Origin of the sequence: Mesoflavibacter profundi, from assembly GCF_014764305.1 — a bacterium.
Lineage (GTDB): Bacteria > Bacteroidota > Bacteroidia > Flavobacteriales > Flavobacteriaceae > Mesoflavibacter > Mesoflavibacter profundi.
In genome coordinates this window covers 3,000,864-3,016,286 of sequence record NZ_CP061703.1, presented here as the reverse complement: position 1 = coordinate 3,016,286, position 15,423 = coordinate 3,000,864, and the positions used below count along the sequence as shown (strand labels likewise).

The 15,423-nt window shown below is 31.2% G+C and carries 14 protein-coding genes; 6 read left to right on the top strand and 8 right to left on the bottom strand.

The window, feature by feature from the left end; translation table 11 throughout:
* Window positions 1-4: 4 nt before the first annotated feature.
* The 3 genes from IFB02_RS13560 to tpx form a co-directional block, all read right to left on the bottom strand.
* On the bottom strand, window positions 5-2,431 hold the full coding sequence (locus IFB02_RS13560) for a DNA translocase FtsK (protein ID WP_106688907.1): 2,427 nt from the start codon (window positions 2,429-2,431) through the stop codon (window positions 5-7).
* Window positions 2,432-2,493: 62 nt separating this feature from the next.
* Window positions 2,494-2,865 (bottom strand): diacylglycerol kinase, encoded by a 372-nt coding sequence (locus IFB02_RS13555; protein ID WP_106688906.1) that lies wholly within the window; start codon window positions 2,863-2,865, stop codon window positions 2,494-2,496.
* Complete coding sequence (gene tpx / locus IFB02_RS13550; RefSeq protein WP_106688905.1) at window positions 2,866-3,369, bottom strand: thiol peroxidase; 504 nt, start codon at window positions 3,367-3,369, stop codon at window positions 2,866-2,868.
* A gap of 221 nt (window positions 3,370-3,590) precedes the next feature.
* Between tpx and katG the strand changes: the two genes are divergently transcribed.
* Complete coding sequence (gene katG, locus IFB02_RS13545; RefSeq protein WP_191072866.1) at window positions 3,591-5,843, top strand: catalase/peroxidase HPI; 2,253 nt, start codon at window positions 3,591-3,593, stop codon at window positions 5,841-5,843.
* A 60-nt stretch (window positions 5,844-5,903) separates the two neighbouring features.
* On the top strand, window positions 5,904-6,374 hold the full coding sequence (locus IFB02_RS13540) for an ankyrin repeat domain-containing protein (RefSeq protein WP_106688903.1): 471 nt from the start codon (window positions 5,904-5,906) through the stop codon (window positions 6,372-6,374).
* A gap of 30 nt (window positions 6,375-6,404) precedes the next feature.
* Here IFB02_RS13540 and IFB02_RS13535 read toward each other — a convergent pair whose 3' ends face one another.
* The 4 genes from IFB02_RS13535 to nhaC form a co-directional block, all read right to left on the bottom strand.
* A complete protein-coding gene (locus IFB02_RS13535) occupies window positions 6,405-6,662 on the bottom strand; it encodes a DUF6952 family protein (protein ID WP_106688902.1) in 258 nt (85 codons plus the stop codon).
* 3 nt (window positions 6,663-6,665) lie between these two features.
* Window positions 6,666-6,974: a thioredoxin family protein gene (locus tag IFB02_RS13530; RefSeq protein ID WP_106688901.1), complete on the bottom strand. Its 309-nt coding sequence runs from the start codon at window positions 6,972-6,974 to the stop codon at window positions 6,666-6,668.
* A 71-nt stretch (window positions 6,975-7,045) separates the two neighbouring features.
* The gene (locus IFB02_RS13525; RefSeq protein WP_106688900.1) at window positions 7,046-7,690 is read right to left on the bottom strand and encodes a peroxiredoxin; all 645 of its coding nucleotides are present in this window, start codon (window positions 7,688-7,690) and stop codon (window positions 7,046-7,048) included.
* A 140-nt stretch (window positions 7,691-7,830) separates the two neighbouring features.
* Window positions 7,831-9,297: a Na+/H+ antiporter NhaC gene (nhaC, locus tag IFB02_RS13520; RefSeq protein ID WP_106688899.1), complete on the bottom strand. Its 1,467-nt coding sequence runs from the start codon at window positions 9,295-9,297 to the stop codon at window positions 7,831-7,833.
* An 85-nt stretch (window positions 9,298-9,382) separates the two neighbouring features.
* Between nhaC and IFB02_RS13515 the strand changes: the two genes are divergently transcribed.
* Both IFB02_RS13515 and IFB02_RS13510 read left to right on the top strand, forming a co-directional pair.
* A complete protein-coding gene (locus IFB02_RS13515; protein ID WP_106688898.1) occupies window positions 9,383-10,405 on the top strand; it encodes a metal-dependent hydrolase in 1,023 nt (340 codons plus the stop codon).
* Window positions 10,406-10,558: 153 nt separating this feature from the next.
* Complete coding sequence (locus IFB02_RS13510) at window positions 10,559-12,538, top strand: hypothetical protein (RefSeq protein ID WP_106688897.1); 1,980 nt, start codon at window positions 10,559-10,561, stop codon at window positions 12,536-12,538.
* A 73-nt stretch (window positions 12,539-12,611) separates the two neighbouring features.
* Here IFB02_RS13510 and IFB02_RS13505 read toward each other — a convergent pair whose 3' ends face one another.
* Window positions 12,612-13,811: an aminotransferase class I/II-fold pyridoxal phosphate-dependent enzyme gene (locus tag IFB02_RS13505; RefSeq protein WP_106688896.1), complete on the bottom strand. Its 1,200-nt coding sequence runs from the start codon at window positions 13,809-13,811 to the stop codon at window positions 12,612-12,614.
* A 157-nt stretch (window positions 13,812-13,968) separates the two neighbouring features.
* Between IFB02_RS13505 and IFB02_RS13500 the strand changes: the two genes are divergently transcribed.
* Window positions 13,969-14,427 carry an Lrp/AsnC family transcriptional regulator gene (locus tag IFB02_RS13500; protein WP_106688895.1) on the top strand — a complete coding sequence of 153 codons (459 nt, stop codon included), beginning with the start codon at window positions 13,969-13,971 and terminating at the stop codon, window positions 14,425-14,427.
* Window positions 14,428-14,469: 42 nt separating this feature from the next.
* On the top strand, window positions 14,470-15,240 hold the full coding sequence (locus IFB02_RS13495) for a response regulator transcription factor (protein WP_106688894.1): 771 nt from the start codon (window positions 14,470-14,472) through the stop codon (window positions 15,238-15,240).
* The last annotated feature ends 183 nt before the right edge of the window (window positions 15,241-15,423 follow it).

Here is a 15,423-nt window from a genome sequence, read left to right as displayed (position 1 = left end):
TTTTTTATTTAGTTTCGTTTTCTAATAATTGTTCTAAAGCTAGTAAATCCGGTACAAGCACTTGTCTTGCTTTACTACCTTCAAAACCACCAACTATACCTGCAGCTTCTAATTGATCTATAATACGACCTGCACGGTTGTAACCAAGTTTAAGTTTACGTTGTAGTAAAGACGCAGATCCTTGTTGTGCTGTAACAATAATTTCTGCAGCTTCACGGAAGAGTTTATCTCTATCCGAAATATCTATATCAAGACTTGTGCCACTTTCTTCACCAACATATTCTGGTAAAAGATAAGCATCTGGATATGCTTTTTGAGAACCAATAAAATCTACAATTTTTTCTACTTCTGGAGTATCTACAAAAGCACATTGTATACGAATCATATCGTTACCTTGTGTATAAAGCATATCTCCACGACCAATTAATTGGTCTGCTCCAGCACCATCCAAAATGGTACGAGAATCTATTTTGGAAGTTACTCTAAAGGCAATTCTTGCTGGGAAATTGGCTTTAATTATACCTGTAATTACATTAACAGATGGACGTTGTGTTGCAATAATTAAGTGTATACCAATTGCACGAGCAAGTTGCGCTAAACGTGCAATAGGTGTTTCTACTTCTTTACCAGCTGTCATTATTAAATCTGCAAACTCATCAACTACTAAAACAATGTATGGTAAAAATTGATGTCCGTCGTTAGGATTTAATTTTCTGGCTTTAAACTTGGCATTGTATTCAGAAATGTTTCTACAAAGTGCATTTTTAAGCAATTCGTAACGATTATCCATTTCGATACAAAGTGAATTTAAGGTGTTTATAACCTTAGTGTTATCTGTTATAATGGCATCTTCACTATCTGGTAATTTTGCTAGATAGTGTCTTTCAATTTTATTAAAAAGTGTAAGTTCAACTTTTTTAGGATCGACTAAAACAAACTTAACTTCAGCTGGATGTTTTTTATATAAAAGGGAAGTTAGTACCGCATTTAATCCAACCGATTTACCTTGTCCTGTTGCACCAGCCATAAGTAAGTGAGGCATTTTTGCTAGATCAACCACAAGTGTTTCGTTACTAATGGTTTTACCGATTGCAATTGGTAATTGCATTTCAGATTTTTGAAATTTTTGAGACGCAATTACAGATCGCATAGATACGATTGTAGAATTTTTATTTGGTACTTCTATACCAATGGTTCCTTTACCAGGAATTGGTGCAATTATACGTATACCAAGCGCTGCCAAAGATAAAGCAATATCATCTTCTAAGTTTTTAATTTTTGAAATACGTACACCAGCTTCTGGTACAATTTCATATAAAGTTACCGTTGGTCCAATAGTAGCCTTTATGCTATCTATACCAATTTTGTAGTTGTTTAAAGTTTCTACAATTCGGTTTTTGTTTTCTTCTAATTCTTCTTGGTTTATGGTAACACCTTCGTTATCATATTTTTTTAATAGGTCTAAAGGCGGAAATTGGTATTTACCTAACTCTAAGGTTGGATCAAATTGCCCAAAATCTTCAACTAATTTATTTGCAAGATTATCGGTTTCAGATTCTTCTTCTTTTACCGTTTCTACTTCAATTTTAACGTCTTCGTCATCGTCTTCTTTAGATGAAGTTTTTAAAGTAGGTTCTATAGTTTCTTCTTCTAGTTTTGGTGTAGATACTTCGAAAGAAGTAGTTTTTTCTGTAGAAATAGTTGTGGAAGTTTCAGCCTCAACTTTACTTGCTTCATTAGTTTCATTTACATTAAATGCAGTTTTAATTTGTTCTGCTTCTTCAGAATGCGAATTGTCTACAGGCGTAAAATCTTCGTTAAAATCGTCTTTAATATTGTTTTTTGCTTTGTTAAATAAAGCAGCTATACGTTGTGGTGTAAATTTAAATCTGATTGCTAAATAGGTGATAAAACAAAATATTAATAATAGTATAGTTCCTAATTTACCAATGTAATCTTGAAAAAATGTATTAATCTCAAAACCAATTGTACCACTTAAAATGTCATTTTTTGAAGTGAAAAATCCAAAAAATATAGAAATCCAGATCACAATTAATGTGCCCCAAAACCAATGTCTTCTTAACTTACTTTTGTTAAGATCCATAAGTACAAATATGCCTGATAAAAACGATAAACCAGAAAACATAAAAGCAGCAATACCAAAACCACGTTGAATAAAAACATCACTTAACCAAGCACCAACTTTGCTTAGCCAGTTTTTGGTTTCTACTTGTCTAGAAGTAAATTCGGTTAAAGTACTTTGATCTGCTTTACCTGTGAAAATAAAGGATAAAAATGCTGTAAATAGTAGTATCCCTAAAATTATAAGAAAGCTTCCAAATACTAATTTTTGCTGATTATTAAGAGTAAAATCAGGTGTTTTAAAACGCAGTTTAGTTTTGGATTTTGATGTTTTCTTTGCTTTCGCCATTAATAGGTATTTAATTTGGGTAAAAATACAAATTGTTAACGTTTATCCTAATGGATAATTGTTTAAAAAATCTTAGGAATGTAAATTATTAAACCTATAATACTTGCAGAAATTGAAGCAATAAAAACAGCTCCAGCTGCAACATCTTTAATAATTCCAATTTTTGGATGATGGTTTGGATGAATAAAATTTGCAATTTCTTCTATAGCAGTATTAACACCTTCTATACTCATAACAAGTCCTATAGCAAAGCATTGCATAATCCACTCTGTAGTAGATATAGAAAAATAGAAGCCAGCAATAGTCATTAGAATAGCAATAACAAATTGAATTTTAATGCTGGCTTCTGTTTGTATTAAGCGCAACATACCCAAAAAGGCATATTTTACACTTTTAATACGATTTATTAAAAAAGGTTCTTTTTTTTGATGCATTTATTTCTTTAAAGCATTTAATGCAGCTTCATAGTTAGGTTCGTCTGCAACTTCTTGCACTTGTTCGGTATGTAAGACATTACCTTGTTCATCAAGAACAACGATACATCTAGAATGTAAAGTTTCAAAAGGTCCGTTTTTAAAATTTAACCCATAAGATTTACCAAAATCACCAGATTTAAAATCCGATAACATTTCTACGTTTTCTATGCCTTCTGCACCACAAAAACGCGCTTGAGCAAATGGTAAGTCTCTTGATATACAAAGTATTTTAGTGTTTTCAACTTCAGATGCTTTTTTATTAAAAGTCCTTACAGAAGTAGCACAAGTACCAGTATCTACACTTGGAAAAATATTAAGAACAACTTTATTGCCAGTGTAGTCTTCTAATTTTTTTTCAGATAAATCTTTAGTAATAAGTGTAAAGTTTGGTGCTTTTATCCCAACGTTAGGTAAATCACCAATAGTTTCAACAGGATTGCCTCCTAAAGTTATTTTAGCCATTTAAGTATAATTTAATTTTAGACTAAAATACTACAATATTGACTACTAAAAATTTTAATGAAGAATTTTTTAACAGAATAATTACAAAAAATTATAATAATTGTTAAAGCTATAGTTTAAAACTATTTTAAAATAATAACAATCAATTTTAATGTAATATTTTTTGTAAATTATATCTCTAATTTTAATCCAGACAAATAATACTAAAAACTAAAATAATTATGCAACCTAATCCTCATTCAGACAAAAATCCAAATGGTGAAAATTTTGAAATTAATGAAAGTTCTGCAAAATGCCCTTTTTTAAGCGGAACTGTTAAAAAAACAGCTGGTGGCGGAGTAAAAAACTGCGATTGGTGGCCAAACGAGCTTAAATTAAATATACTTCGTCAACATGCACCAAATTCTAATCCTTTAGATGATGATTTTGATTATGCTAAAGAGTTTAATAGTCTTGATTATAATCAACTTAAGCAAGAAGTCATAGATTTAATGACAGATTCTCAAGATTGGTGGCCTGCAGATTATGGTCATTATGGCGGATTTATGATTAGAATGGCTTGGCACAGTGCAGGAACATATAGAGTAGGAGATGGACGTGGTGGCGCTGGTGGCGGTAATCAAAGATTCGCACCAATTAATAGTTGGCCAGATAATGGTAACCTTGACAAAGCAAGACTTTTACTTTGGCCTATAAAGAAAAAATACGGTCGTAAAATATCCTGGGCAGATTTAATGATACTTGCAGGTAATTGTGCTTTAGAGTCAATGGGCTTTAAAACCTTTGGATTTGCAGGAGGAAGAGAAGATATATGGGAACCAGAACAAGATGTATATTGGGGAAGTGAAACAGAATGGGGCGCAAATGAAGCGCGTTATGGCGACAGTAAAGATGTAGAAGAAAGAGATCTTGAAGATCCTTTAGCAGCAGTAATGATGGGTTGGATTTATGTAAATCCAGAAGGACCAGACGGTAATCCAGATCCAATGGGGTCTGCTAAAGATGTTAGAGAAACTTTTGGTCGTATGGCGATGGATGATGAAGAAACTGTAGCATTAGTCGCTGGTGGACATACATTTGGTAAAGCGCATGGAGCTGCAGATCCTAGTAAATATGTTGGTGTTGAGCCACATGGAGCTTCCATTGAAGAAATGAGTACGGGTTGGAAAAATACATTTGGTACTGGAGTTTTAGATGATACAATTACTAGTGGAATAGAAGGTGCTTGGACACCAAACCCAACACAATGGGATCACGATTATTTTGATGTATTATTAAATTATGATTGGGAATTAACCAAAAGTCCTGCTGGAGCACATCAATGGAAACCAACTGAAGCTTCAAAAGCTAGAAAAGCACCAAAAGCTGGAGATCCAAATGGGACTCAAGATTTAATGATGACTACTGCAGATATTGCTTTAAAAACAGATCCTGAGTATTTAAAAATTTCTCAGAAATTCCATAAAGATCATAAAGCTTTTGAAGATGCTTTTGCTCGTGCTTGGTACAAATTAACACATAGAGATATGGGACCAATAGATCGTTATTTAGGTCCTGAAGTACCAAAAGAACAATTGTTATGGCAAGATCCAATTCCTAAAGTAAATTATAAACTTTCTGAAGTCGATATTTCTAAATTGAAAGAAATGATTTTAGATTCAGGATTATCGATATCACAAATGGTAACTACTGCTTGGGCATCTGCTTCAACTTTTAGAGGGTCAGATAAACGTGGTGGCGCTAATGGCGGAAGACTTCGTTTAGAACCACAAAGAAGTTGGGAAGTTAACAATCCAAAAGAATTAGATAAAGTCTTATCAAAATTAGAAGGTATTAAAACCGATTTTGAAGGAGAAGTTTCAATAGCAGACTTAATTGTACTTGCGGGAAATGTTGGTGTTGAACAAGCTGCAAAAAAAGCAGGTCAGAATATTGATGTGCCATTTACGCAAGGTAGAGGCGATGCTTCACAAGAACAAACAGATATAGAAGGATTTAATTACTTGCGACCAATTGCAGATGGATTTAGAAATTATATCAAATCTGATTTAGAAATTGCAGCAGAAGATTTATTAGTAGATAAAGCTAATCTTTTAACGCTTACTGTTCCAGAAATGACTGTTTTAGTTGGAGGATTAAGAGTTTTAGGTGCAAATTATGATGGTTCTGATTACGGTGTATTTACCGATAAAAAAGAAACGTTAACTAACGATTTCTTTACTAATATTTTAGATTTTACGTACACATGGAGTGCTACAAGTGAAGACGATAGATATTTTGAAGGTAGAGACAGACGTACTGGAGAAGTAAAATTTAAAGGAACTCGTGCCGATTTAATTTTTGGTTCTAACACCGAATTAAGAGCTGTAGCAGAATTTTATGGTGCAAATGATGCACAAGAAAAATTTGTAAAAGATTTTGTAAAAGCTTGGACTAAAGTGATGAATTTAGATCGTTACGATTTAAAAAAATAATTAAAGACAATTAATTTAAGAGTGCTTGCGTGTCAAGCACTCTTTTTATTTTATATAGCTATGACAGAAAACGAATTATTTTTTGCCACAATACAATCTGGCAATGAAGACAATATAAAAGCACAATTAACCAGAAATCCAGACTTGGTTAATATTAAAGATCAAAGAGGTTTTACACCGTTAATTTTTGCAACTTATTTTAATAAAGAAAATATTGCCGAAATATTGTTAGAGCACTACGTAGATGTTAATGGTAAAGATGCATCGGGTAATACAGCTTTGATTGGTGTTTCATTTAAAGGAAATACAGCTATTGCTGAAAAACTATTACAACATAACGCAAATATAAATGCTAAAAACAATGCTGGTATTACTGCATTAATTTATGCAGCAATGTACAATCAAGAAGATATGGTAAAACTATTGCTTAAACATAAAGCAGATAAAACCATTGTTGATAATGAAGGAAAAAAAGCAATAGATTACGCAAAAGAAAAAGGCTTCAACAGTATTGCTGAAACCTTAGAATAAAAAAAAAACACTTCAATTGAAGTGTTTTTTTTATTTATCAATCGATCCTAAAACGCGTTGCATAAAATTATTTACTGCTTCTTTTTTAGGTGTACCATCTTTGATCATTTTATTAACTTCAATAGCACCATACATATTAGAAATTAATTCGCCTATAACATCTAATTCTTCATCTTTTAATGAAGGAACTTCAGTTAGGTTTTCTAAAGTTTCAATAGTTTCTATGATGTAATCTTCATCATTGTCTTCTATAAATTGGGTAAGGTGTTTTATAACTGGTAATTTCATAATCTAAGCTACTTCGTTAACTAATTCTTTTAAAACATCAAATTTATTAGTCTGTACTTGATTTACATACTCACCATTTTTAAAGGTCGCAAATGTTGGTAGATTATCTACTGTAGCAAGTTTTCTTGACTCAGGAAATTTTTCGGCATCTGCTATTACAAACGTAATGTTTTCTAATTCGCTAGCTAATTTTTTTACTTTAGGTTTCATTATTCTACAATTTCCGCACCAAGTTGCAGAGTATTGTACAACAACTGTATCATTAGATTTTATAATTTCTTGTAAGTTATCTTGACTTAATTCTTGTAGCATATTTTTATTTTAAATAATTAACACCAAATCCGTCATTGTTTTAGGATTTGGTGTTATTTATGTTTTTGAAATTAGTTTACGTGTGCAGCTAAATAATCTGCAACTCCAGTTCTGTTAGCATTCATTGCTTCTTTTCCTTCTTCCCAGTTTGCTGGACAAACTTCTCCTTTTTCTTGAACGTGAGTTAACGCATCGATTAATCTTAAGTATTCACCAACGTTTCTACCTAATGGCATGTTGTTAATACTTTCGTGTTGTACGTTACCTTCTTCGTCAATGATGTATGTAGCTCTGTAAGTTACGTTATCACCTTCTACAGTTACAACACCAGTTTCTTCGTTGTAAGTTTCATTAGTAATATCTAAAATACCTAAAGTAGAAGCTAAGTTACGGTTAGAATCTGCTAAGATTGGGTAAGTTACACCTTCGATACCACCATTGTCTTTTGCTGTGTTTAACCAAGCAAAGTGTACCTCTGGAGTATCACAAGAAGCACCAATTACGATAGTGTTTCTTTTTTCAAACTCAGCTAAAGCAGCTTGAAACGCGTGTAATTCTGTTGGGCATACAAAAGTAAAGTCTTTTGGGTACCAAAATAATAATACTTTTTTGTTGTTATTTTTTGCTTCTTCAAGAACGTTAATTTTGAATGTATCACCCATTTCGTTCATTGCGTCTACATTTAAATCTGGAAATTGTTTTCCTACTAATGCCATGTTTTATTTGTTTTGATTATTAATTTTAAAGCCGCAAATATAAACATGTTATTACTATTAAAATATTAATGAAATTTTAAATATTTATTAAGTAATAAGTTTTATTTATTGTAATAATTTTAGACTATAATTATTATAAATTATTTATGGGTCAGTTGTCTAATTTTAATAGAAAATGCAGCAAATATTAATGTTGTAATTGGGCTTAACCAATTAAAAATAGCAAACCAAAAATACTCTGCAACACCAACACCAAGTACGCCACTTTGATAAGCGCCACAAGTGTTCCAAGGAATTAAAACAGAAGTTACTGTACCAGAATCTTCTAAAGTACGACTTAAGTTTTCTGGTGCTAGATTTTTATCGTTAAATGCTTTTTTAAACATTTTTCCAGGAATAACAATTGCTAAATATTGGTCTGATGCAATTGCATTTAATCCTAAACAACTTAAAACTGTACTTGCAAATAGACCAAATACGGTAGTTGCAATTTTAAGAAGTTCGTTAGTGATTCTTGCTAAAGCACCAATTGCATCCATGATACCACCAAATACCATTGCACAACAAATTAGAAGAATGGTCCAAATCATTCCGTTCATTCCACCAGAAGAGAATAATTCGTTTAACTTTTCGTTGTCTGTAGCTATGTTAGTATCTGTCAAAATTGCATTAATGATAGCGCTTAATTTTGAATCTGATAATCCATTTAATATGTCTGGTTGAAATATAAATGAAAAAACAGCTGCTAGAATAACTCCAGAAAGTAAAGCTATTAAAGGTTTTGTTTTAAGTAAAATCAAAGCTATTACAACTGCTGGAACAATAAATAGTAAAGGTGTAATATTAAAAGTGTTATCTATGCTAGTTAAAAGCGCACTTAAATCTGCATTACCGGTTGTATCTATTGTACTGCTTAGTACTGTAAAAACTATTAATGTAACAATTATAGTTGGTACAGTAGTAAAAGCCATATATCTAATATGTGTAAATAAGTCTGTTCCAGCCATAGCAGGAGCAAGGTTGGTAGTATCGCTTAGTGGAGACATTTTATCACCAAAATACGCACCAGATATTACAGCACCAGCAATCATTCCAGTAGGAATACCTAACGCGCTACCAATTCCAATAAGTGCAATACCTACAGTAGCAGATGTTGTCCAAGAACTTCCTGTAGCAATAGAAATAATTGCAGCTATAACTACAGAAGCTGGCAAGAAAATTTCTGGGCTTAACACTTGTAAACCATAATAAACCATTGCAGGAATGATACCGCTTACAAGCCATGTACCAGCTAAAGCACCAACTAAAAATAAAATAAGTATTGGAACAAATACACTTTTTAGGTTTTCCCAAATTTCTTTAAGCATAATGTTAAAAGAAACTTTGTTAAAAAAACCAACAGCAGCAGCAATACAACCACCAATTAATAAGATAATTTGATTAGTATAACCTCCAAACCATTCTTGATCTTCAACAAAAAATATATTATAAGCTAATAAAGCCATTAGACAAACTACTGGAATTAAAGCTTCTAAAAGGTTTAACTCTTTGTTTTCTACAATTCTTTGCTCGTTAATTTCGATATCAGAAAGGTTTTTATCTTTCATATTAGTTAGTTTTTTAGAGATGTAATGTTACGATTTTAGACAGAGCTATGCAAATTCAATTCTATGTTCTATTTTAGCATTTTATATGGATTCTTTAACTCAAATCGTACTTGGCGCTGCTTGTGGCGAGTTAACTTTAGGCAGAAAAATAGGAAATAAAGCCATGCTTTTTGGAGCTATTGGTGGCACAATTCCAGATTTAGATGTGTTTATTGGTAAATTATTATTTAATAATGAAATTGATATTACAGCATTTCATCGTGGATTTATGCATTCGTTTTTATTTGCATTTTTATTTACACCAATTATAGCTTTAGTTGTTTACAAGTTTTATAATACCTATAAACGTAAACATCAAACAAACTATAAAGATTGGCTGCTATTGTTTTTTTTCTCAATATTAACGCATCCTATTTTAGATAGTTTTACACCTTATGGCACACAATTATTTACGCCAATTAGCAATTATAGAGTTGCTTTTAATACCATTGCTGTAGTCGATCCAATTTATACAATTCCATTTTTAATCTGTTTAATTATTGTGATGTTTTATAAGCGAAATCATCCTAAACGAGTTAAGTTTACTAAGATTGGACTATTTTTAAGCAGCGCCTATTTAATAATTACTTGTGTGAATAAACTTTATGTAAATTCTGTATTTACATCTACATTAGAGCAAAAACAAATTAACGTCCTACGTTATCAATCACAACCAACATTATTTAATAATTTACTTTGGTACGCTGTAGCAGAAACTAACACTGATTATTATGCAGGTTATTATTCTATTTTAGATTCAAAAACAACATTTTCTAATTGGCATAAAATTGAAAAATCCACAGCAGGAATTAATCTGTTAAATAGAGATATTACTACATTAAAATGGTTTAGTAATAACTATTTTAAGATAGAAAAATCTAAAAAAGATAATAGTTATATCTATACCGATTTAAGATATCCGTTTATTGATCCTGAAAATAAAAATTCGGCACTTTTCAAATTTAAATTATACAAAGATGGAGCAAGATGGAATATCAAACAGGATTTTGATAGGTTGCCAAATCAAGATCAAACCAATGCTTTTTTTGAAAGAATAAAGGGAAACTAAAACTTAAGTGTTAAAATTACACTAAAGCAATGTTTTTGGTCGGAAAATTATACAGTTTTATCGAAAAATTGAGTTTTTACACAAAGTTATTTAGTAGTTAAATTCTTACTAAAAGTATATTTGTAATGTGTAAATAACCCAAATTTTTTTAAGATGAAAAAATGCTACTTTTTCATTCTACTTACCTTTTCTTTAATTAATGTAAAAGCACAAGTTGGAATAGGAACAACAAATCCTACACCGTCTTCAATTTTAGATATTTCAAGCTCTAATAAAGGTGTATTATTACCAAGAATTTCATTAAGTTCGACAACAGATGCAACAACCATTTCTTCGCCTGCAACTGGATTATTAATTTATAATACTGCAACAGTCTTAGATGTTTTACCTGGATTTTATTATTGGGATGGAAGTAAATGGGTAGCAATCACAGCGACACCAACAAATACAGATTGGAGTTTAAACGGAAATGATCTTAATTCTGGATCTGGAACCGAGTTTATAGGAACAACTTCTAATCATTCATTTGTTCAAAAAGTTAATAATCAGCAAATCGGACGATTAGACGCTAACGGAAGTGCAATATTTGGTTTTGGAGCAACATCTACAGTAAATGATGCTGTAGTTATGGGAAGAAATGCAACTGCAAACGCACAAAGTTCTGTTACTTTAGGATATAATGCAGTAACCAATAGTAACGATGCTGTTTCTATAGGTTATCAAACAGATGCTTCTGGATATCAATCTTTGGCTTTAGGCTATCAAGCTAACACAACACAAAATTTTAATAATGCAATAGGTTACAATACCGAAGCTTCAGGATATAACTCTACAAGTATTGGTATCGCAACCGAAGCAACAGCGCAAGAAGCTTTAGCAATAGGTTACTCTAGTAATCCTGGCGGAAATGTAAAAACAATCGCATCTGGATATCAATCTTTAGCTATAGGAAGAGACGTAAAATCAACTGGAGCAAGCGCTTTAGCAATAGGAAATACTGCTTTTGCAAATAACACAAACTCTTTAGCATTAGGCTATAATGCAAGTGCAAAAGACTATGCAAATACTATTGCGATAGGAGCAGATGCAGTCGCAGCTGGTGGACAAGGATCTATAGCTATAGGTAATACAGCAAAAGGTAATAATGCTTATGGAATTTCTTTAGGTTTTGATGCCGAAACAAGAAACGCACAAAGAAATATTGCAATTGGTTATAATTCAACCTCAAGAGCAACAGACAATATTGTAATAGGTACAGATGCTATATCAAATTCTAATTATGGTGTTGCAATTGGTTACAGTTCTTATGCTAAAGATTACGATAATACTATTGCAATTGGTTACGATGCTTTAGCAGATAATTTAAATGCGACAGCTATTGGTAACTTAGCTCAAGCAACAAATAGCAATTCAATAGCAATAGGATCTAATGCTATTGCAGATGGTTTAAATAGTGTAGCTATTGGACAAAATACAAATGTGACTAACGCTAATACTATTGCTTTAGGTGATGATACAGGAAATGTTAGAGTAGGTATTGGCACAAATTCTCCTACAACCAATCTTCATTTAAACGGAACATTAAGAATTGTAAATGGAGATGAAGGTGTAGATAAGGTGTTAGAATCTGATGCAAATGGTAATGCAACTTGGGTTTTACCTGATTATATTAAATATTTTTCAGATACAAGCATTAATGGAACTATTGTTAATGCTTCTGGTACAACAGTAACAGGAAATGGTATAATAAGATTAAACACAGGAACTTTTGTAGGTTATGGTACAACAATAGCTACAAATGGTATGTATGTAACCATATCTAAAAGTGGTTATTATAGATTAAGTTACACTTTAATTATGAATATAGTTGATGATAATGATGCTGAGGATGAAACAGTTGAGTTGTTTTTCTCTAAATCATCAACAGGAACTGCTATTAATAGAACAATAACTAAAATGACTTTTGATAGCGCGTTAGATGTTGGAGAAAAATATACATTATCTACATCTGCTATAGTGCATTTAGATGCTGGCGATAATATTTATTTTAGAATTGTAAATCCAGCTGGAGGAGACATTAGTTTAGTAACTGATGGATCTGGAGCTACTATAGAATCAGTCAAATATGATTAATCTTATTTAATAATGAAAATAAAAAAGCGTATTGAATTTCAATACGCTTTTTTTAAACTTAAAACTAAAAAAATTATAGTACGCCTACATCTTTCATACAATTAACCATCATGTTAAATGTACGATCTATGTCTGCGTCTAAGCCTATAGAAAATCTAATTAATCCATCGCTTAATCCCATTTCTGCTTGTTCTTCTTCAGGAATTTCTGAAGATGTAGAACTTCCTGGTGCAGAAAATAATGTTTTATAAAAGCCTAAACTTACTGCTAAGTAACCTAGGTTTTTTTCTTGCATTAGCTCCATTAAACTATTTGCTTTATCTAAGCTTCCAACATCAATGGTAAGCATTCCGCCAAACCCATATTGCGGATTCATCATAGATTTAAATAACTGATGTGAAGGATGCGATTGTAATCCAGGATAAACGGTTTTCAATCCTAATTTTTCAAATTGCTCAGCTAAATAACTAGCATTTTTACTATGTTGTTGCATACGTATATGTAACGTACGTAAGTTTTTTAATATAGATGCAGCTCTAAGACTATCCATTGTAGATCCTAATAACATGCAAGCTCCATCGTTTACATTTCTTAAATCGTTGATAAATTCTTGTGTACCACAAACAACACCACCAACGGTATCACTAGAACCGTTAATAAATTTGGTTAAACTATGGATAACAACATCTGCACCTAATTTTGCAGGAGAAATTGATAAAGGCGAAAACGTATTATCTACCACTAATTTTAAATTATGCTTTTTAGCAAGTTTAGCTAAGCCTTCAATGTCTGCAACTTCTAATAAAGGATTACTTACACTTTCACAGTATAAAATTTTAGTGTTTTTGGTAATTGCAGCTTCTACAACATCTAATTTAGTAATGTCAACAAAGGTTGTAGAGATGTTTAATCTTGGTGTAAAATTTTTCAAAAACGCATAAGTCCCGCCATAAATAGTTCGGCTTGAAACCACATGATCGCCTGCTCCGCAAAGCTGCATAATTACAGGTGTAATTGCACCCATTCCTGAAGCTGTAACGTTAGCAGTTTCTGTACCTTCCATTGCGGCTAGAGCTTCACCTAAATATAAATTTGAAGGTGAAGAGTGACGTGAATATAAATAACAACCATCTGCATTACCTTCAAAAGTATCAAACATGGTTTTTGCAGATAAAAAAGTATAGGTTGACGAGTCTGAAATTGATGGATTTACGCCACCAAATTCACCAAAATATTGTAAATCTTGTATGTTGTTAGCTGGTTTAAATTTCATAAGTAATAGTTTTTAATACATCAAATATTTAAAATTTATGTAAAATAATCAATCACTTTGGTTTTATTTAAATTATTATTCGGTTTTTATACTTTTTAATAGTATATAATTTTATTTTTGTTTGAAGTCTTTATAATTTTCAGAAAATTTTTCAAAAATGAAATTAGATCAAATCGACAGAAAACTTTTAAAACTCTTACAATCAGACAGTAAGCAAACTAATAAAGCAATAGCATTACAATTAGATTTATCTGTAACTGCTGTTTTTGAGCGTATTAAAAAATTAGAAAACAATGGTGTAATAAATAAATATGTTGCTCTTGTAAAAAAAGATAAAGTTGATAAAACTTTTGTTGCCTTTTGCCACATTAAACTATCGCAGCATTTACAAGACTATGTTATACAATTTGAAAAAGAAGTTAATAAACTAACAGAAGTTATAGAATGTCATCATATAAGTGGCGAATACGATTATTTATTAAAAGTTGTGGTTAAGGATATGGAAGATTTTAGAGAATTTATGGTAGAAAAACTAACTAAAATCAAACATATTGGTAGTACACATAGTATGTTTGTAATTAGCGAGGTAAAGCATACAACAGCAATCTCAATATAAATTTTTATATTGTAGATGTGTAAATGTTAATCTTTATTTTTTATGAAGTATTCTGCTATTAAAGAATTGTATCATTCAATTTTCAACTCTTATTCAAAACCGTCTTTAGAGACTCACATAAAAAAAATTATAGAATTGGATACGTTTTTACCGTACAGTTCTACTTTTTTTTGCGTCACAAATACGCAAGACTTGACTTTTGAATATGTTAGCAAAAATTTTAAATCGTGTTTAGGATTAGACGCTAAAGATCTATCAGCAAAAGGTATGCGGTATTTTTGGAGTAGAATGCATCCTGAAGACATTGAAGTCTGGTTAACTGCTATGACAAATCTTATGGAATTTACAATGAATGAAATCCCGGAAGACGATAGACCTAAAGCAAATTACACATGGAATTATCGAATAAAAAATGCAAAAGACAACTATGTAAATATCATTCAAAACACGACACCATTAGCGTTTGATTCAGATATGAAGCCTATTATAGGATTAGCACATTACACCGTTTTAGATCCAAAAATAAAAATGCAAATTACTGCTACAGCAAAGCTTTTAAATAAGAATAACGAGTATGAAACCATTTATTATAATAACTTTTCTACTAAGCTATTAAAAGATGGCATTTCAAATAGAGAAAGAGATGTAATTAGGTTGTTATTATTGGATCATTCTAGCAAAGAGATTTCAGAAAAATTAAATATAAGTTCGCATACTGTTGATACACACAGACGAAACATTTTAAAAAAATTAAAAATTACATCTACTGGCGAATTAAAAGGTTTATTAAAAGCAAATAATTTATTTATTTAAAAAATACTCAAATTGAGTATTGTAAACCAGTAAACAATACAGCATCTTTACAGTGCTATTAATCTTTTTAGGGAAAAAAAGTCTATTTTAGATCTATGCATATGGTAGATTTATTTATAGGCTTTTTTTATTTATTTCAATTCAAGTCATTGCCACAAATAAAAATCAAATCCGTTGGCTAAT